The sequence below is a fragment of the Alteromonas sp. WD8-37 genome (assembly GCF_055326825.1).
This window is the reverse complement of the sequence record NZ_JBUZOV010000001.1, coordinates 737,460-755,885: the sequence shown is the minus strand read 5'-3', so window position 1 is coordinate 755,885 and position 18,426 is coordinate 737,460. Positions and strand designations below refer to the sequence as shown.

The following is an 18,426-nucleotide window of genomic DNA, read 5'->3' as shown; positions in this document are numbered from 1 at the left end:
TTATTCCATCAAATTAACGATCTGTACCACATCCTGTTCCGTGCTGGGTTCAGGGGCAAACTCCGGGGTATCAAACGCAGTGTCGCCGTCACTGACCGGCCCGTCTGCACGGGTGACTGCATCAAAATCGTGCAGTTCACGATCCAGCAGATGCGAAGGTGCCACATTCTGGATAGCGCGAAACATTGATTCAATACGGCCCGGAAAGCGTTGATTCCAATCCTGCAGCATGTGCTTGATATTCTGCCGCTGCAGGTTTTCCTGCGAGCCACAAAGATTGCAAGGAATAATCGGAAAATCAACAGCTTTGGAATATTTTTCAATATCTTTTTCGGTGCAGTACGCCAGCGGCCGGATCACGATGTGCTGGCCGTCATCGCTGACCAGTTTGGGCGGCATCGATTTAAGCTTGCCGCCATGAAACATGTTCAAAAACAGGGTTTCCAACATATCATCGCGATGGTGGCCAAGCGCAATCTTGGTGGCACCAAGCTCGGTGGCGGTGCGGTACAGGATCCCGCGACGCAGCCGAGAGCACAGCGAACAGGTGGTTTTGCCTTCCGGGATTTTATCTTTAACGATGGAGTAGGTGTCTTCTTCAACGATTTTGTAGTCTACGCCCAGCTCATCTAAATACTGCGGCAGGATATGCTCAGGAAAACCGGGCTGCTTTTGATCCAGGTTCACCGCCACAATGTCAAAGTGGATCGGCGCGATCTTTTTCAAAAACAACAGAATATCCAGCATGGTGTAACTGTCTTTGCCGCCGGACAGACACACCATGATCTTGTCGTTGTTCTCAATCATGGAAAAATCGGCAATGGCTTTACCCACATTGCGGCGTAACCGCTTTTGCAGTTTATTAAAACTGTATTTTTGCTTGCTCTGGGAGCTGTGGCTGCCTTCGGCGGCCTGGGCTTGCTGACTCATACACTACAACTTGGCTGTAAAAAGCGTGATTATACAAAAGCCCACCGGTTGCTGAAAGCACCGCGTGCCAAATCATTCTGCGTGCACAGGCGAGACAAAGCCATCAGGCTTGATGGCCAGCACATCGCAATGCAGGGCATCAATCACATGTTCGGCAGTATTACCAATGAAGGCTGCGGATAAGCCCACACGTCCTACGGTGCCGATGACCACCAGTTCAGCATCCAGCTGATGGGCCATTTGCGCCACCACCTGCTCGGGCATACCTTCGTGAACCTGGCAGCAAGCGGTATCAATACCGTGCTTTTTGCAATGGGCATGCATCTCCTGCATATGATGTTCGCGTACCGAATGATGGTAGGCTTCGGTATCAAATTCGGGGATCTCAATGGCGATACTGACCGGCGCGCGCGGGTAGGCATTGGCCAGATGCACATTGCCGGTGAGCAGTTGCGCATAATCCATCGCTACCTCAGTGATTTTGTCATTGAGTTGGGCATGCTCCTGATCTTCGGTGCCCACATTCACCGCCGCAATGATATTGCCATTGGCTGGCCAGGCGTGTTCTTTGACCATCAGCACCGGGGTCGGGCAGCGGCGTAACAAATGCCAGTCGGTGGGAGTGAAGATCACCGAAGCCAGATCATCGGCCTGGCGGGCAGCTTTGATCACAATATCCGCAGCACAATCATAGGCGGTGCGGATGACCGCCTCAAAGGCGCGGCTGTGCCATTTAACATGAACGTGCACCGATTGCTCGGTGTAGCCTTGCACCAGTTCTTTAAGCCATTGGGTCTGGTCTTTGACCACCGCGGCGCGCATGGCTTCACGCTCGTTGCCGGACAGCATGGTGGTCATCTCATACGAAAAGTCGTACACCACCAGCACCACATGCAATTCTGCCCCGGTTTTATCGACCAGTTCCAGAGCGCGGGATAAGGCAGGCTGGGTATCCAGATCACTGTCGATAACCGCAAGAATAGAGTTGTAATTGATCATGCAAATGCTCCGGCAAAAGTCGCAACCTACTGTAAAAGTGTAGTACGCGAAAGGCACAAAAGCCGCTTAAATTTGAATGGCCTGGGCTTAGCCCATCAGCAGATGTTGTATAGCGCGGGTGAGGATCGCCAGTGCAAACAGCGCTATCATTAAGGCCAGGCACTGGCGAACCCAGCCTTGTTGCAGACGGGTCATCAGCCATTGCGCGCCCAAAGCGGTGGCCACCAGCGCCGGCAGGGTGCCTAAGCCAAAGCACAGCATGATAAGCCCTCCATCCACTGCGCTGCCACTGGCCAATGCCCAGCTCAGCGTAGAATACACCAGGCCACAGGGTAACCAGCCCCAAATCAGGCCATAAGGAAACGCAGCCAGCGGGGATGAAAATGGCACAAAGTGCTGGGATAGCGGTTGCAGGTAGCGCCACAGTCCGGCACCCTGGCGCTCCAGCCAGGTCAGGCCCAGCCACCACCGGCCCAGATAGGCGGCCATGGCCAACAGTAATAAGCCACTGATTAGCCCCAGCACTGCCGGGCCGCCGGGCAGGCGGCTGCCCATCTGGCCCAGCGCCCCGGCCAGCGAACCGGCCAGAGCGTAGCTGATGATGCGCCCGCTGTTATAGCTTAGGGTATACGGCCAGTGGGAATGCTGGTTAGGCGTCGCCATGCGCAGCGCTGAGGCAATGCCGCCACACATACCAAAACAATGCAGCCCGCCGGCCAAGCCCAGCATGAAGGCGGTGAGAACAGATAGTTCAGTCATCCTTGGCCGAAGGTTTGTCGCTGGCGGGGTCGGTTTTTTGTTCTGGTGGCAAATCATCATCAAACAAAATGGAATAGCCCTGCCGGTCCAGGTCGTCGAACTGATTAGATTTCACCGCCCAGAAAAACACCGCCACCGCAATGGCCACAATCAACACAGCCAGCGGGATGAGTACATAGATGATGGACATGACTAGGCCTCTTACGGGCGCTGTAAACGCGATGAATTTACCACTACGATAATACTACTAAATGACATACCAAGCACAGCCATCCAGGGGCTGAGCATGCCGGTCATCGCCAGCGGCAGCACCAGCGCATTGTAGCCCAGCGCCCAGCCCAGATTCTGACGAATGATTGCCGTGGTGCGCTGGGCCTGGCGCAGCAGAACGGGCAGTGCGCGTAAACTGGGTGTAAGCAGCACAATATCTGCCGCACTACGAGCGATATCAGTGGCATTGCCTACACTGATGGCCACATCGGCCTGGGCCATGACCGGGGCATCGTTGATACCATCGCCGACCATGATCAGGCGTTGCCGCTCAGCCTGCCACTGGCTTACCCGGGTCAGCTTTTGGGCCGGGGTGTGGCGGCTAAAAAAATCGTCAATATGCAATTGCCGGGCGATGTGCTGCACACTGGCATGGGTGTCTCCGCTCAAAATGGTCAGATGTAGCGGACTGGTGGTGCCAAGTACTTCGGCGACCCCGTCTTTGAGGCTGTCCTGCAATAACCAGGCTGCCAGAGGCGTGCCGTCACAACTTAATACCACACTGGGCTCGAAGGGCGTTGCCTGACAGACACCGGCAAAGGCTGGCGTGCCCATGCGGTAGGCCTTACCATCAATGGTACCGGCCACACCCTGGCCGGGATGCACGCAAAAATCATCCACCGGTAACAAAGACGATGCGGTAAATACTGCGGCGATAGGGTGTTCTGAGCCGGCTTCTAAACTGGCGGCTAGCTGTGCAATGTGGCTGGGATCTGCTGCAGGTGCCAACCAGTATTGTTCAATGCTGTAGCGGCCTTCAGTCAGCGTGCCAGTTTTATCCAATACCAGACGCTGGCAGCGGGTGAGCGTTTCAAGCACATCAGCCTGCTTGATTAACACGCCCAGCCTGTTGAGGCTGCTCATGGCACAGGATAACGCCGTGGGCGTGGCCAGGCCCAGCGCACAGGGGCAGGTGGCCACCAGCACCGCCACAGCAATCCAGATAGCGTCAGGCTGGCCGGCCCAGTGCCAATAGCTAAAGGTACATGCGGCCAGCACCAATACCGCACAAACAAAATACTGCGCCAGCTGATCAGCTTGTTGCGCCAGACGTGGCCGGTTGGCCATGGCTTTGGCCTGCAGCTGCACAATCTGACTGACCAGGGAATGCTTGAGAGGCTGGCCCACCTCGATATCCAGCCGGTTATCAATACATACACTGCCGCCGAATACAGCATCGCCGGGCTGCTTGGCCACCGGGGCAAATTCGCCGGTGAGCATTGATTCATTAACCTCAGCTGAGCCTGTAACAATATGGCCGTCTACCGGAATGGTTTCACCGGCACGCACCCGTACACGCTGGCCACAGACCAGCTGCCTGGCGGGCACCGCATGCAATGTATCGCCGTCCACCACGGTGGCGGTTACCGGGATGTATTTAAGCATATTAGCCGAAGTGTGCATGGCATGCTGGCGGCTGCGGTGCTCGGCAAAACGGCTAAGCAGCAGTAAAAAGATAAACATACAGATGGACTCAAAATACACCGGCCCCTGGCCACTGACGGTGGCATACGCACCACCGGTATAGGTCAGCCCGATGGCTAATGAGATGGGCACATCCATATTCACCTGGCGGGCAGAAAGCGCCCGCAACGCGCCGGTGTAAAACACACTGCCGGCGTAAAACACCACAGGGGTGGTGAGTACCAGACTGATCCAGTGCAGGTAGCCCTGCATCTGGTCTGTCATGTTGTCCAGCGGGTCAAAATAGGTGGCAGCCATCAGCATCATCACCTGCATGGTCATCAGGCCGGCCAGCCCCAGTTTTTTTAAATAGCGCTTATGCTCAGCGGCAAAGGCTGCTTCGTGCTTATCTGGCTGAAACGGATAACCCTGATAACCAATGCGCTGCAGTTCCTGTAAAATCTGGCTTAAGTTAAGCGCCTGGGCTTGCCAGCGGATCCAGGCCCGGCGCTGGCTCACATTGACCGCCACCTGCTGGACACCGGTCATGCGGGTGAGTTGTTTTTCAATCAGCCAGCCACAAGCTGCGCAGCTGATCCCCTCCAGGGTCAGCTGGATCTCAGCACTGGGGCCATCACTGATGACAAACTCGCTTTGCACCTGCGGGTCATCGTACACCGCTAGTCGTGCCATCAAAGCGGCATCAGCCGGGCTGGCCGGATCTGCCGGCTGGGTGCGAAACTGGTAATAATCTTCCAGCCCGTTGGCGGTGATAGCCTGGGCCACTGCCTGGCAGCCTGGGCAGCACATAGGGCGTGGTTGGCCCAGCACGGTAGCACTAAGCGGCATATTGGGATTGGTGGGCTGGCCGCAGTGGTAGCAAGCAGTGACCGGAGTATCCATTAAAAAGCGCCCATCTCACAAGCGTCCATCTAAGGCTCCAGCACAATCGGTGCGCTTGCGGGCAGCCAGATTTGCTGCTGAATTTTCCAGTTTTCATCAAGCGGGGTGAGGGTCATTTGCCATTTGCCCTGGCTGGCTTGTTCGGTATAGCCGCGGTAGCGGCCACCGGCATCCCGGGTCAGCAACATACTAAAATCGCGCTCGGCCAGAGTGGTGTGGTAAAAGTTGAGTTGCAGGGCCTGGCCATTGGCCGGGGCGCCACTGGCAAACTGTACCGACACCGCGCCGTTGTCGATAGTTACCCGGGCCTGCACATTGAGGCGGCGGGCAGCTTTTTGCTTGGCCAGCGAGGCGTTGATGGCTTTACCTTGTTTGTAATAATCATCCACCACCAGACTGTCCTGGGTAGAGACTGCCAATTTGAGTAGCACCGCCCCCATCACCATAGAGGCCGTGGGGATCGCAATTAAGAACCACGGCCAGAATTCTTTATACCAGGGCTTTTGCATCATGTTTTTACATCCACCACACACTTAGGTGTATGGCTTATTGTCCGTCTGCCTGCGAGGCCGACGCGGGCGGTTGATTGGACAAGCTATACACATAGGCGGCCACCACATGAATCTTGTCTTCACCCAGGGTGTCTTTAAAGGCTGGCATCACCCCGTTACGGCCATAATATAGGGTTTCGGTCACCGCTCGCTTACTGCCGCCATACAGCCAGATATTGTCAGTCAGGTTAGGCGCGCCAATGGTCTGATTGCCTTTACCGTCCATGCCATGACAGGCGGCACAGACTGAAAAGCGCGTTTCACCTTTGTTGGCCAGCGCCTGATCCACCTTACGGCCACTAAGACTAAGCACATAAGCCACCACTTCCTCGACCCCTTGTTCGCCAAATTGCTCCAGCCAGCCAGGCATTGCAGCCTGCCGGCCGTTGATCAGGGTTTCCACAATCTTGTCACCGCTGCCACCGTATAACCAGTCGTCATCGGTCAGATTCGGAAAGCCCACCGACTGACCACGGGCATCTGAGCCATGACACTGGGCGCAATTTTGTAAAAACAGCCGCCGACCAATTTTGTTGGCTTCTTCATCAAAAGCCAGTTCTTCTACTGGTACCTTGGCAAAGGCTTCAAAAATGGGGTCGAAGCGTTCAGCGGCTTTAACCAGCTCCACATCATACTGCACATAATCGCCTTCTTTTAAGGCATCGGCGCGGGCCTGGCGGGACTCTTCCAGCGACTGAATATTCTGGTTGGAGCTTTTCCAGCCCCATATCCCGCCATAACTGCCCAGGCCGGGATACAGCGCCAGATAAATCAATGCAAAAACAATGGTGACATAAAACAGGATGGTCCACCATTTGGGCAGCGGATTGTTGATCTCCTCAATGCCATCAAAACTGTGACCCATGGACTCGCCTTCTTCGACGTGGGCAAAGTTAGACAGACACCAGCGCAACAGAAAAAAACAGCCGGCAATGCTGCCAAGGGTGATCACCGAGATCCAGATTGTCCAAAACATCGTCATGGGGTTAAGACTCCCGCTTGTCTTGTTGCTCACCTTTGTCCGGTTCATCGGCAAAGGGCAGGTTAGCCGCATCGTCAAATTTCTTTTTGTTACGGCTGCTAAATGCCCACCACACAATGCAGGCAAAACACACAAACACTACAATGGTAAAAATACTGCCAATTAAACCCTGATCCATACTATTTCAAATGTGTTCCCAGTGATTGTAGGTAGGCGACCAGTGCATCCATTTCTGTCTTGCCTTTGACGGCATCACGGGCCCCGGTGATATCTTCTTTGGTATACGGCACACCAAAGCCTTGAAAAACCCGCATCTTTTCTGCCGTATATTCACCGCTTAAGGTGTTTTCTAACAGCCACGGAAAGCCAGGCATATTGGACTCAGGCACTACATCACGCGGATTGCGCAGGTGCGCGATATGCCAGGCATCACTATAACGACCACCCACCCGGGCTAAATCCGGGCCGGTACGTTTTGAGCCCCACAAAAAGGGGTGTTCCCAGACGGATTCGCCAGCCACACTGTAATGGCCATAGCGTTCAGTTTCTGCCCGAAATGGCCGCACCATTTGTGAATGGCAGCCCACACAGCCTTCGCGGATATAGATATCCCGGCCTTCCAGCTCCAGCGCAGTATACGGGCGCAACCCTTCCACCGGCTCCATGGTTTGTTGCTGAAACATCAGTGGGGTAATTTGCACCATGGCGCCAAAGCTGATGGCCACCAGGATGAGGATGGTGAGCAGCCCGACATTTTTTTCGACGATTTCATGAAGATTGCGTTTCATCTGCAAATTCCTTGTCAGGCTGGCTGGGTGGCGGTATCCACCGCAATCGAGCCTTGCGGCGCGCGGATAGTACGATACGCGTTATAGGCCATCACCAGCATGCCGGTCACTACAAAACAGCCGCCGATAAAGCGCACCACATAATAAGGCTTGGATGCTTCTAGTGATTCCACAAAGCTGTAGGTGAGGGTGCCATCAGCATTAACCGCCCGCCACATCAAGCCCTGTAGTACGCCGGAGAACCACATGGCGACGATGTACAGAACCACGCCGATGGTCGCCAGCCAAAAATGCACATTGACCAGGCGGGTACTGTACATATTGGGCTGATTGAATAATTGTGGGATCAGATGATAGACCGCGCCGATGGAAATCATGGCCACCCAGCCCAGGGCGCCGGAGTGGACATGGCCAATGGTCCAGTCGGTGTAATGCGATAACGCATTAACGGTTTTGATAGCCATCATCGGCCCTTCGAAGGTCGACATGCCATAGAAGGTCAGTGACACCACTAAAAAGCGCAGCACCGGATCGGTGCGCAATTTATACCAGGCACCGGATAAGGTCATGATGCCATTGATCATGCCGCCCCAGGACGGCACAAATAAAATCAGTGACATCACCATCCCCAACGACTGAGTCCAGTCAGGCAGTGCGGTATAGTGTAAGTGGTGCGGCCCGGCCCAGATATACAGTGAAATCAATGCCCAGAAGTGGATGATGGATAAGCGGTAAGAATACACCGGGCGGCCGGCCTGTTTAGGCACAAAATAATACATCATGCCTAAAAAGCCGGCAGTGAGGAAAAAGCCCACCGCATTGTGGCCGTACCACCACTGCATCATGGCATCCACCGCACCGGCGTATAACGAATAAGATTTGGTAAACGAGACCGGAATGGCCATGCTGTTACCGATATGCAATATCAGCACGGTGAGAATAAAAGCACCAAAAAACCAGTTGGCGACATAAATATGCGAGACCTTACGGATAGCGATGGTGCCAAAAAAGTTAATACAGTATGCAGTCCAGACCAGGGCTATCAGAATATCGATGGGCCATTCCAGTTCGGCATATTCTTTGGATGTGGTCAGCCCAAGCGGCAGGGTGATGATGGCAGAGACGATGACCGCCTGCCAGCCCCAGAAGGTAAAGGCAGCCAGTTTGTCGCTAAACAAACGCACCTGGGAGGTGCGCTGTACCACATAATATGAGGTGGCAAATAAGGCACAGCCGCCAAACGCAAAAATCACCGAGTTGGTGTGCAGAGGACGAAGCCGGGAAAAGGTCAGCCACGGAATATCGAAGTTCAGGGCCGGAGCGAATAATTGGGCGGCGATTAAAACACCGAGGCTCATACCGACTATGCCCCAGACAATCGTCATGATCGTAAACTGCCGAACCACTTTATAGTTATAGGCAGGGTGTGCTTGGCTTTGGTCACTCATTATATTGGATCTTCCACATCAATTCGGGGCCGTTACCGCTGTTTACTTAGTATACACAAACCGGTTAAATGCTAAACGATGATAATGTTTTTGGATACAGAAAGATACCACATACTGATGAAGCAGAAGCGAAACGTGTTTACCTGCTCCTTACACACTTGTTAATACGGAAGCTGTTGATGTTAATTAAGAAAAAACCGTCTCACCGTATTGCTGCTTTGACTGGCCTGGGCCTGCTAGCCGCTTTATTGAGCTATACGTTATGGCCGGCCAAAAAGATTCCCGGCGACTGCGTGCTAGATGCGCAGGGCTGCGAACTGGCTTACCCACAAGGTTCGATTCAGGTGATCTTTGACCAGCCGCCGGCGGTGGAAGAGCAAATTGAATTTGAAATAGTCACACCCAGCGGAGTGGTGATCTCCGACATCGTGGTGGAAGGCGACAATATGTACATGGGAAAAATCCCGGTATTTGTTAAAGCCAGCTATGCACAGGGGCTGAAAGGTTGGTTTATGCTGGGAAGTTGCAGCGAACCCAATATGCGCTGGCGGATGGTACTGTCTATCGAAGGGCGCGAACGCCCTTACACGATAGTCTTTACTACGCCTACAGGATGACAGCAGACGTATTACATTTGTGATTGCAGGTAGTTAGGCAGCCCTATCAGCTTGATCAGATTAAGCTGCTGCTCCAGCCAGCGGGCATGATCCATTTCGGTATCATCCAGCAGCTCGATAAGCATGTCACGGGTAACATAGTCCTTTTCTTGTTCACACAGGGCAATCACTTCGCGCAGCTTGGCATCCACCTCGTATTCGACGCGCAAATCACTTTGCAGCATTTCCTGCACATCGCTACCGACCTTAAACCCTGTACGGGTTTGCATGTCCGGGATCCCTTCCAGAAATAGCATCCGCTCAATCAGCTTGGTGGCATGGCCGCGTTCATCGTCAAATTCATGATCGATCCGTTCGTAAAGTTTATGCAGGCCCCAGTCCAGATACATTTGTGAATGGATAAAATACTGGTCCATGGCTGCCAGCTCATAGGCGAGCAGGGCGTTAAGGCCATCGATTATCTGTTTATTGCCTTTCATCAGTCGTCTCCGTGTACCTGCGCTTGCAGGTAGTTTTCGATGCCCATAGCGCCAATCTGGTATTCCTGGGTTTCTAACCAGTCCAGATGCTCTTCTTCATACTCCAGGATGTCTTCGAGCAGATCGCGGCTCACATAATCCTGTTTTTGCTCGCATAATGCGATGGCGTCTTTGAGCAGGGGAATTTGTTCGTGCTGGAATTTGGTATCACAAGCGATCATTTCAACCGGCTCTTCACCGATATACAATTTTCCCAGCGCCTGCAGATTGGGCAGCCCCTCTAAAAACAGGATCCGTTCAATCAGATCGTCGGCCTGTTTCATGTCTTTAATCGACTTTTTGTAATTTCGCTTATCCAGATTATGAATGCCCCAGTTTTTAAACATGCGGGCATGTAAAAAGTATTGGTTGATGGAAGTCAGCTCGCAGGTTAATACCTCATTGAGCTTGGCTACCACCTGTCTGTCGCCTTGCATGGGAGATTCCTTCTAATCAATGTGACGCGAGTATAGTCTTAAAACCTCGATTTGTCAAAAATATCTTTTAAAAACAAAGGCATACTAACATTAATGATTCTTATCTCGGCTACCATTCCTATTTGGCTGGCACCACTTTGGCCGGTACCACCACATCTTGGTTAGCATGCACATAGGCCAGGCTTTCTTCGGCAAAGCCCAGGCCGGCTTCGCTGAAAAAGTTAAACACTTTATCCACGCCATTTTCCAATAGGGCATGCACCTCGTCTTCGTAGCGTGCGATAGCGGCCACCTTGCCGGTAAAGCCGGCATGCTGCAATTGCCGGGTGATGTTAATGGCATCCTCAATGGAGGGCAATGCCAGCAACACCAGCTGCGCATTGCCGACATCCAGATTATCCCACAGGTCAATATCCTCACCGTCGCCACAAACCACATTGAGCCCCTGGGCTTTGAGCCTATTGACCTTCAGGCGGTCAGCATCCATGCCTACCACACGGCTGTTCACCAGCTTGCTCAACGAGCGGAAGGCACCCAGGCCCACCCGGCCCATCCCCACGATTAAAAATTCCGCGTCATTGATACTGGGGTAGACATCTTCCGGCAGCCGGGTATCACGCTCAAATGGTGTGATCTTGTGCTTAATACGGATATAGCGGGAGTGTGAATTGCGGTACAACAAACTGGTGATCACAAACGAGATAGACACGCTTAGCGCCAGGATCACCAGCCAGCGCTCATCGAGTAAGCCCAGGGAGGCGGCCAGCGCCCCGACAATCAGGCCAAATTCGCTGAAATTACTCAGTACCAGGCTGGTCAGGTAACTGGTACGCGCCCGCAGGCGCAGTGCGGTAAGCAAGCCAAAAAAGAGTGCTGCCTTGAAGGGCAGTAACGCAGACACAATCAGCGCGGTGATCAGCATAGGCATATCCGGCAGCGCGGTTAAGCCAATCGATAAGAAAAAGCCAATCAGAAACAAATCTTTAAAGGCCAGTAACGATTTTGACAATTCGATAGCCTTGGAGTGCCGCGCGAGCAACATGCCCATCAACAGCGCGCCCAGGTCGCCCTTGATATCTACCACATCAAACAAATGATAAGCGCCCAGCGCCAGAATAAACCCGGTTAAGGGTAGTAATTCACCGTGGCCGGAACGATCAAGCATGCGATTGATAATGGGCATAGCGGGTACGACTAATAACAGCCCTAATGCCCATACCGACGGCAGCTTGCCGGTCGCCGCCACCATGAAAATCACCGCGAACACATCCTGCATGACCAGTACACCGATAGCCAGGCGACCATGACGGGTTTTACTTTCACCGGCTTCTTCTAAAATTTTCACCACACACACAGTGCTGGAAAAACTTAAGGCAAACGCGATCAGCGCGGCACTTTGCCAGTCGATCCCCCCAGTCACTTCAGCCAACACCATGCCGCAGCCATACAGTACACAGGTGGTCACGCCGGTCCACAACAGCGCGTGCGATGCACTGCCGGCCCACACCTCACGCTTGCTTAAGTCCTTCACATTGAGTTTCAGACCAATGGTGAACAGCATGATGGTAATGCCCAAATCGGCAATTTGCTGCAATTGATCTGAGGCGGCAAAGCCCATGGCGTTGAGGATAAACCCCGCTGCCAGATAGCCCACCATCGGCGGAATGCCGGCCATTTTGACCGACAAACCACAAAGAAAGGCAAATAAAAGAAAAATATACTCCATTTTAACAATCCTTGGATACTGCGTGGGGCGCTGCTGGTGGTGGGTTAAGCAGCCTGGTCTAAATGTTTATGATTTAAAAAATGTACGATGCGCTGGTAGGTCCGTCCCGGGGCTTCAAGCATGGGCATATGGCCCACATCATGAAAAACTTCCTGATCGCAGTGCAGCGCGGCGGTCCAGTTTTTCAGGCAGGAGACATCAAGCAATTCATCTTTGGCACCCCAGATCACCAGGCAGCGGCAAGATACCTGCGCCAAATCCTGGATGCTGAAATACCCGGTTGACACCATATCGTCAAACACCCGCTGGTATTCGCTGACCCGCGCAATATGCCGGTCAGCCAGCACATCTTTGACCATTTTTGGGATGTAGGGCCCGGCCGCCATGGACATTGTCAGTAAGCGATAATACGCCCGCCGACGGGTCACAAAAAACGGGTTGGTGCCCTGGTCAAGCATGCAATCCAGGCGGCTTTTATTTTTCCCGGTAAGCCCAGCCGGACTCAACAAAACAGCCTGATGCACCGAACGGCTATGGTGGCGGGCCATCCAGGTAGCGATATACCCGCCCATGGAGTTACCGATTAGAGTGGCGCGATGATAGCCGATACGCCAGATGAGCGCGGTTAACAAGCGGCTTTGTGCGGCAATGTCGTAATGCCATTCAGGCGAAAACCCGGTGTGACCATGGCCCGGTAAGTCTGGAATAACGATATGGTAGTCATTTTTGAATAAGGCCGCTAACGGCAGCCACAGGGTATTATCGCCAGTAAACCCGTGCACCATCATCAGCATGGGTTTGGCTTTGTCACGGCTGCCGGCTGTTTCAAGAACACTCATACTGATGCCGTTGATTGAATATCGGCGGCGAACCAGACCGGCGTGCTGCATCGCGCGTTGCTGGTAAGCCGCTAACAAGAATTCGCCGGGCTTTGGGTAGGTATACCAATACACAAAGACCACAAGAGCAATAAAGGTGATCAGAATCCACATGTGAGCGCGTTACCCCATTAAAGGTTAATTTTTTTGCATGCGTGAAAAAAAACTGATTCGGCGCTGGTTCCCAGCACGCGCAAACATCAGCTTTCTTTTTACCATATGGCCTTATCGGATGAAAGGCATGCAATGATTGTACTGGCTTTGTACGCGGGCCGGGCACTTTTTTGATCGGTAATCGCGAGAATTTTCAGTGTACTATTGGCGCCATGGCAATCCACTAAGGTGTGAGAAAACTTACAATTTTATCTTCTGCGTGGCATAGTTTGTTTTCTAGATGTTGTCGTAGACTTTGTTGAAGTAGCCTGCCAATGAAATCAAAAGTGACCGGCGTTGCCCGCCTGTATTATGCCACTGTGTATTCAGTCAAGGGTTTAAAAGCAGCCTTTAGCAGTGAGCCGGCAGTGCGCCAGGAGCTGGCCGCGATACTGATCCTGGTGCCGGTAACCTTCTGGCTAGACGTGACGCTGGTGGAGCAACTGCTAATGATCATCACTTTATTCATAGTGCTGATTGCCGAGCTGTTAAATTCTGCCATAGAAGCGCTGGCGGATCGGGTGAGTACTGAAATACATGTGTTAATTGGTAAGGCCAAAGATATCGGCTCAGCGGCAGTATTTGTCAGCCTGGTGCTGGCAGGTGTGGTGTGGGCAGCAATTTTGCTGGCGGATTAACATCCAGCTGCACTACCGCCCAGGCTGTATCAGTGTAGCTTAAAAAGAAGAAACTTTGGTGCCTTCGGGTAAGCGTTCATTGAGCATTTCAGTCACCGTGCTGGCAATCAGCTTAAGGTGGGAGGAGTGCACTTTTTTCTCGATAGCTTCTTCAAAACTGACATTTTTAAACACCATGTCTTCACCTTCCGAGGTAACCTGAACGGTCAGATGATCATCGGCGCCGGCAATGGGAACCCGAATACATAGAGGTTCGTTGTGGGTTTCAACATATTTTTTGGCTTCTTTGGTACTGGCAAAAGTTGGTTTTTTTTCCGGGTGCAGCTTCCAGTTTGACGATTGATCAATCACCTGGATCAAAGTTTTTGCATGGTGCTCTGTGATCTCATACGCCATAAACAACTCCTTTCATGGTTGGGTTGGTAATGGTTACGCGCACTGCTGCTAAATAGATTGGCCGGTACTAACGATCAGAACGCGCCGGGGTTTGCTTGATATCTTGTGCAGAACGCGGGGGGCGTTCGGCTTTGGGAATAATGCTTAACTCGCCGTTGGGTTCAAGGATGACCGCATTGACCTCCAACTCATCAACAAACCCCCAGTTTCGAATGCCCACTTGTATTTCTTCATATGTTACCCGCTCTGTTCGTAAGGCTTTATCCATGTATTGACCATCGTAAAACAAAAGTGTTGGCGATTTTTTTGTAAGCCGTTCAAACCATTTAAAACGAACTGAGAGCATGTTAAAACAAAATTGCAAAGATAGTAAAATCACCAATCCCAAGGCGAGCTCAAGAATCACTACTTTTTTCAGTAAAACTGATGAGCCGAGAATCGAACCCATTGCCACTGTCACAATCCAGTCAAAATTGTTCATCTTGGCGCTGGAGCGTTTGCCAAATAATGAGATGAGGGCCACGCAGACGACATAGGCCAGTAATGCAGTCAGTGCTACACGGCCCAGCTCTGGCCAACTTTGAAATACAACCATGATTACCGGATCTCTACAGATTATTGCGATGTGTTGCGGTGACTACGGCCGGCTGGGTAGGCTGGTTTACTCAGGGCGGCAGGGGGCGGACGAAAAAGCCGCCTCAAGAAGGGCGGCTATGATGTATTGCTGGTGGGATTACCAGAACACCACCAGAATAGCGGCCATACAAACCAGCAACAGGCCGGAGTGCACCCGGTAATCCTGCCACCACCGGGTCGACGGTGCGGGTTGGGTCATGCCCGGCTGATAAATCAGCTGGGTGATATCCTTAGGCTGCTCGGCAATAAAACGCCCACAGAGCACAAAAATCAGTGAGCAGATGACAATCATCAGCCCCACCGTGATGGTGAAGTGTAATTCGAACAGGTCAAACTGGCGTAGGATCACTACTGCCACACCCAGCACCAACCCGCTGACCAGGGTGATAAAACCGGCCAGACCGCCGGCTTTAGGGTAAAAAACACCGCCTAAAAACAGCACCACAATGGGCGGCACGATCACCGAAAACATCTGTTGCAGGTACAGCCACAAACCACCAAAATCGGCGATAAACGGCGCCCAGGCCGAAGATATAGCCATTATAATGATGGTCGTTATACGGCCATAGCGGGCAACCTTCTGCGGGCTGATATCGGGTTTACTGGGCTTGATAAAGTCCACTACAATTAAGGTAGACGCCGAGTTCAGCGTTGAATCGACTGTTGATAAAATCGCTGAAATAAGCCCTGCCATCACTAAGCCTACCACGCCTACCGGTAACACTTGTGAGACCAGGGTGGGAAACACCATGTCGCTATTGGGAATATTCGGGATAACACTGATGGCCATGGCACCAGGCAGCACCATGATAAACACTGGCAGTAATTTTAAAAAGCCACCAAACATGGCGCCTTTACGGGCATGGTCGATATTTTTGGCGGCGAGCACCCGCTGGGTGACATACTGGTTAGTGGCCCAGTACCAAAAGCCCAGTAGGGGAACACCAACCAGGGTACCCAGCCATGGCAGAGTAGGATCGTCCATGGGTTTGATTACCGACAAATGGCCTTCTGGGGTTGCATCGACCACCGCAGACCAGGAAAAATCCAGTTCGGCAAACAGGATATAAGTAAGCATTGAGCAACCAGCAATCAAGATGATGGCTTGCAGAGCATCGGTGTAGACCACCGCTTTTAACCCGCCAAAGGCGGTATAGGCACCGGCAAATAATGCCAGTGCTAACGCCGTGGACCAGATATCCAGTTGCGGCATAAAGGTTTGCAGTACTACGGCCCCGGCATACAAGCCGCCGGCCATCTCTACCGCCACACTGACAAAAATGGTTATGGCTGAAAACAATTTGCGTGAACGCAAATCGAAGCGCAGCTCCAGATATTCAGGGATAGTGGTTAAGCGGGCGCGCAGGTAAATCGGGATAAACACTGCGGCCATTAATATTAACGGCAGGCCGGCCAGCCATTCATAGTTTGACGATGAGATACCGGTACTGTAGGCCGCGCCACTTAATCCAATTAAGGTAGTACTGGAGATGTTTGAGGCAAACAGGGAAAAGCCGATTACCCCCCAGGTAAGGGTGCGCCCGCCCAAAAATAAATCTTCACCGGTTTTGGTTTGCATGCCCACAGCCACGCCAATAATCAAAACCAGCACCATATAGCCAATGATTATGGCTAAATCGATGTTGCTTAATCCTTCAATCACATGTCACCTGTATTTTTTGTTTTTATATAAAAAAACGCGCAACACCGGGACAGTGATGCGCGCCTCGCCCGCTAGTTCAGCGTAGCGTAAAAGACCTGATAGGGAGGCAGGGTTACCTTCCGACCGGCCAGTGTGCTGGTAAAACCATGCCCCTCAAGCGCAGTGGCATCTTCATCCAGGGTGTAGGTCTGAGTGTCGGCACCTAGATTAAACACACACACCATCCTTTCCTCATCCAGGTGACGCTCAAACACCAGGACATGTCGGCAATCTTTGAGCTGAAGCCGCCCGGTTTTTAGCGCTGGCTGTTGGTTACGCCAGGCCAGCAGCGACTGAACAGCCTGTAGGGTACTGTCGGGATTGGCTTGTTGCGCGCTGATGTTACGGGCAATGTGCCGTTCATCCACCGGCAGCCAGGGGCGGGCTTCACTGAATCCGCCGTGCTCGGCATCGGTCCAAGGCAGCGGCGTGCGACAGCCATCGCGTCCTTTGAACTGTGGCCAAAACTCAATACCATAGGGGTCTTGCAGATCTTCAAAGCCCACTTCGGCTTCTGGCAAGGCCAGCTCATCGCCTTGATACAAACAAACTGTACCGCGTAGCGATACCAGCATGGCCATGGCAACCAGTGCAAAGGCGTGGGGCGCCTCGTTCTGATTCCAGCGGCTGACCATTCGCATCACATCATGGTTGCCCAGCGCCCAGCACGGCCAGCAGTCTTCACCCTGAGCTTCGATGGCCGCAATGGTCTTGTGAATATGCTCCACCGAGCCATCTTCACCGAGTAAGTCGAAGGTGTAAGCCATATGTAACCGGCCATCGCCACGGGTATAATCGGCCATGATTTGTAGCGAATCCTCGCCGTTGACTTCCCCCATGGTCATGGTAGCGCCATATTCGTTCATCAGGCGGCGCAGGCGCTCAATGAAGGAAATGTTCTCTGGCTGGGTGATATCGTAAATATGTTCCTGCTTGGCATAAGGGTTAAGCTTGCTGACGCCCACGTCGGTGTAGATGTCATCTGGCAGCACCGGATTGTCGCGTAACAGCTCATCATGAAAATAAAAGTTCGCCACATCCAGGCGAAAGCCATCCACGCCCAGGTCGAGCCAAAACCGCAAATTGTTCAATTGAGCCTGTTGCACCTCAGGATTATGAAAGTTCAAATCCGGCTGGCTAACCAGAAAGTTATGCAGATAATACTGGCCACGGGTGTCATCAAGGGTCCATGCGCTGCCGCCGAAAAAGGCCAGCCAGTTATTGGGCGGGCCGCTACCCTCGGCCGGATCGGCCCATACGTACCAGTCGGCACGGGGATTGTCGCGGCTCTGGCGGCTTTCTTTGAACCACGCATGGGCATCGCTGGAGTGGCTGATAACCTGGTCGATGACCACTTTAATATCATGCTGGTGGGCTGCTTCCACCAGGCGTTTGAACTGCGCCAAATCGCCAAACATGGGGTCCACATCGCAATAATCAGCAATGTCATAACCAAAGTCTTTCATCGGAGAGGTAAAAAATGGTGAAATCCAAATGGCATCTACATTAAGCGAGGCGATGTAGTCCATCTTTTGGGTGATACCGGCCAGGTCGCCAATACCATCGTTATTACTGTCGTAAAAACTGCGCGGATAGATTTGATAAATAAGCGCGCCTTTCCACCAGTTGTGCATAGAATGTCCTCATGCGGGTTGTGTTGCTTGCGCCGCCAGTAAAGGCAGGGCGTACAG

The 18,426-nt window shown here is 52.6% G+C and carries 20 protein-coding genes; 2 read left to right on the top strand and 18 right to left on the bottom strand.

Annotated features, from left to right (window positions below; translation table 11 throughout):
- The 10 genes from ttcA to ccoN all read right to left on the bottom strand — a co-directional run bounded on the left by ttcA (position 1) and on the right by ccoN (position 9,034).
- Complete coding sequence (ttcA, locus tag ACTUJZ_RS03335) at positions 1-930, bottom strand: tRNA 2-thiocytidine(32) synthetase TtcA (RefSeq protein ID WP_463634841.1); 930 nt, start codon at positions 928-930, stop codon at positions 1-3.
- Between the two features lie 72 nt (positions 931-1,002).
- Entirely contained in the window at positions 1,003-1,929 is a 927-nt protein-coding gene (gene uspE / locus ACTUJZ_RS03330) for a universal stress protein UspE (protein WP_463634840.1), read from the bottom strand.
- A gap of 87 nt (positions 1,930-2,016) precedes the next feature.
- Positions 2,017-2,688, bottom strand: a complete 672-nt coding sequence (locus ACTUJZ_RS03325; protein ID WP_463634839.1) for a sulfite exporter TauE/SafE family protein — start codon at positions 2,686-2,688, stop codon at positions 2,017-2,019.
- Positions 2,681-2,878 carry a cbb3-type cytochrome oxidase assembly protein CcoS gene (gene ccoS / locus ACTUJZ_RS03320; protein ID WP_463634838.1) on the bottom strand — a complete coding sequence of 66 codons (198 nt, stop codon included), beginning with the start codon at positions 2,876-2,878 and terminating at the stop codon, positions 2,681-2,683. Before ccoS ends, ACTUJZ_RS03325 begins: the two co-directional genes overlap by 8 nt.
- Positions 2,879-2,889: 11 nt before the next feature.
- Entirely contained in the window at positions 2,890-5,265 is a 2,376-nt protein-coding gene (locus ACTUJZ_RS03315) for a heavy metal translocating P-type ATPase (RefSeq protein WP_463634837.1), read from the bottom strand.
- A 29-nt stretch (positions 5,266-5,294) separates the two neighbouring features.
- Positions 5,295-5,774: a FixH family protein gene (locus tag ACTUJZ_RS03310; protein WP_463635235.1), complete on the bottom strand. Its 480-nt coding sequence runs from the start codon at positions 5,772-5,774 to the stop codon at positions 5,295-5,297.
- Between the two features lie 37 nt (positions 5,775-5,811).
- On the bottom strand, positions 5,812-6,798 hold the full coding sequence (ccoP, locus tag ACTUJZ_RS03305) for a cytochrome-c oxidase, cbb3-type subunit III (RefSeq protein WP_463634836.1): 987 nt from the start codon (positions 6,796-6,798) through the stop codon (positions 5,812-5,814).
- A gap of 4 nt (positions 6,799-6,802) precedes the next feature.
- On the bottom strand, positions 6,803-6,976 hold the full coding sequence (locus ACTUJZ_RS03300; RefSeq protein WP_463634835.1) for a cbb3-type cytochrome oxidase subunit 3: 174 nt from the start codon (positions 6,974-6,976) through the stop codon (positions 6,803-6,805).
- Position 6,977: 1 nt separating this feature from the next.
- The gene (gene ccoO / locus ACTUJZ_RS03295; RefSeq protein WP_463634834.1) at positions 6,978-7,586 is read right to left on the bottom strand and encodes a cytochrome-c oxidase, cbb3-type subunit II; all 609 of its coding nucleotides are present in this window, start codon (positions 7,584-7,586) and stop codon (positions 6,978-6,980) included.
- Between the two features lie 14 nt (positions 7,587-7,600).
- The gene (gene ccoN / locus ACTUJZ_RS03290; RefSeq protein WP_463634833.1) at positions 7,601-9,034 is read right to left on the bottom strand and encodes a cytochrome-c oxidase, cbb3-type subunit I; all 1,434 of its coding nucleotides are present in this window, start codon (positions 9,032-9,034) and stop codon (positions 7,601-7,603) included.
- Positions 9,035-9,213: 179 nt separating this feature from the next.
- Here ccoN and ACTUJZ_RS03285 point away from each other — a divergent pair, with 179 nt between their 5' ends.
- Positions 9,214-9,651, top strand: coding sequence for a hypothetical protein (locus ACTUJZ_RS03285; protein ID WP_463634832.1), 438 nt, complete (start codon positions 9,214-9,216; stop codon positions 9,649-9,651).
- An 11-nt stretch (positions 9,652-9,662) separates the two neighbouring features.
- Here the strand turns inward: ACTUJZ_RS03285 and bfr (ACTUJZ_RS03280) are convergent, their stop codons facing one another.
- The 4 genes from bfr (ACTUJZ_RS03280) to ACTUJZ_RS03265 all read right to left on the bottom strand — a co-directional run bounded on the left by bfr (ACTUJZ_RS03280) (position 9,663) and on the right by ACTUJZ_RS03265 (position 13,324).
- Positions 9,663-10,130: a bacterioferritin gene (gene bfr, locus ACTUJZ_RS03280; protein ID WP_463634831.1), complete on the bottom strand. Its 468-nt coding sequence runs from the start codon at positions 10,128-10,130 to the stop codon at positions 9,663-9,665.
- Positions 10,130-10,606 (bottom strand): bacterioferritin, encoded by a 477-nt coding sequence (gene bfr, locus ACTUJZ_RS03275; protein ID WP_463634830.1) that lies wholly within the window; start codon positions 10,604-10,606, stop codon positions 10,130-10,132. The genes bfr (ACTUJZ_RS03280) and bfr (ACTUJZ_RS03275) overlap by 1 nt, the downstream gene beginning before the upstream one ends.
- Before the next feature lie 118 nt (positions 10,607-10,724).
- Positions 10,725-12,332, bottom strand: coding sequence for a cation:proton antiporter domain-containing protein (locus ACTUJZ_RS03270; RefSeq protein ID WP_463634829.1), 1,608 nt, complete (start codon positions 12,330-12,332; stop codon positions 10,725-10,727).
- Positions 12,333-12,376: 44 nt separating this feature from the next.
- Entirely contained in the window at positions 12,377-13,324 is a 948-nt protein-coding gene (locus tag ACTUJZ_RS03265) for an alpha/beta fold hydrolase (protein WP_463634828.1), read from the bottom strand.
- A 314-nt stretch (positions 13,325-13,638) separates the two neighbouring features.
- On the opposite strand from ACTUJZ_RS03265, the gene ACTUJZ_RS03260 reads away from it, so the two are divergent.
- A complete protein-coding gene (locus ACTUJZ_RS03260) occupies positions 13,639-14,001 on the top strand; it encodes a diacylglycerol kinase (RefSeq protein ID WP_463634827.1) in 363 nt (120 codons plus the stop codon).
- A 39-nt stretch (positions 14,002-14,040) separates the two neighbouring features.
- On the opposite strand, the gene ACTUJZ_RS03255 is transcribed toward ACTUJZ_RS03260, so the two are convergent.
- From ACTUJZ_RS03255 to ACTUJZ_RS03240, 4 genes are all read right to left on the bottom strand, one after another.
- Positions 14,041-14,397: a hypothetical protein gene (locus ACTUJZ_RS03255; protein ID WP_463634826.1), complete on the bottom strand. Its 357-nt coding sequence runs from the start codon at positions 14,395-14,397 to the stop codon at positions 14,041-14,043.
- A 67-nt stretch (positions 14,398-14,464) separates the two neighbouring features.
- Positions 14,465-14,992 carry a DUF421 domain-containing protein gene (locus ACTUJZ_RS03250; protein WP_463634825.1) on the bottom strand — a complete coding sequence of 176 codons (528 nt, stop codon included), beginning with the start codon at positions 14,990-14,992 and terminating at the stop codon, positions 14,465-14,467.
- A 138-nt stretch (positions 14,993-15,130) separates the two neighbouring features.
- The gene (locus ACTUJZ_RS03245; RefSeq protein WP_463634824.1) at positions 15,131-16,696 is read right to left on the bottom strand and encodes a sodium:solute symporter; all 1,566 of its coding nucleotides are present in this window, start codon (positions 16,694-16,696) and stop codon (positions 15,131-15,133) included.
- A gap of 71 nt (positions 16,697-16,767) precedes the next feature.
- Positions 16,768-18,369 carry an alpha-glucosidase gene (locus ACTUJZ_RS03240; protein WP_463634823.1) on the bottom strand — a complete coding sequence of 534 codons (1,602 nt, stop codon included), beginning with the start codon at positions 18,367-18,369 and terminating at the stop codon, positions 16,768-16,770.
- Positions 18,370-18,426: the final 57 nt, after the last annotated feature.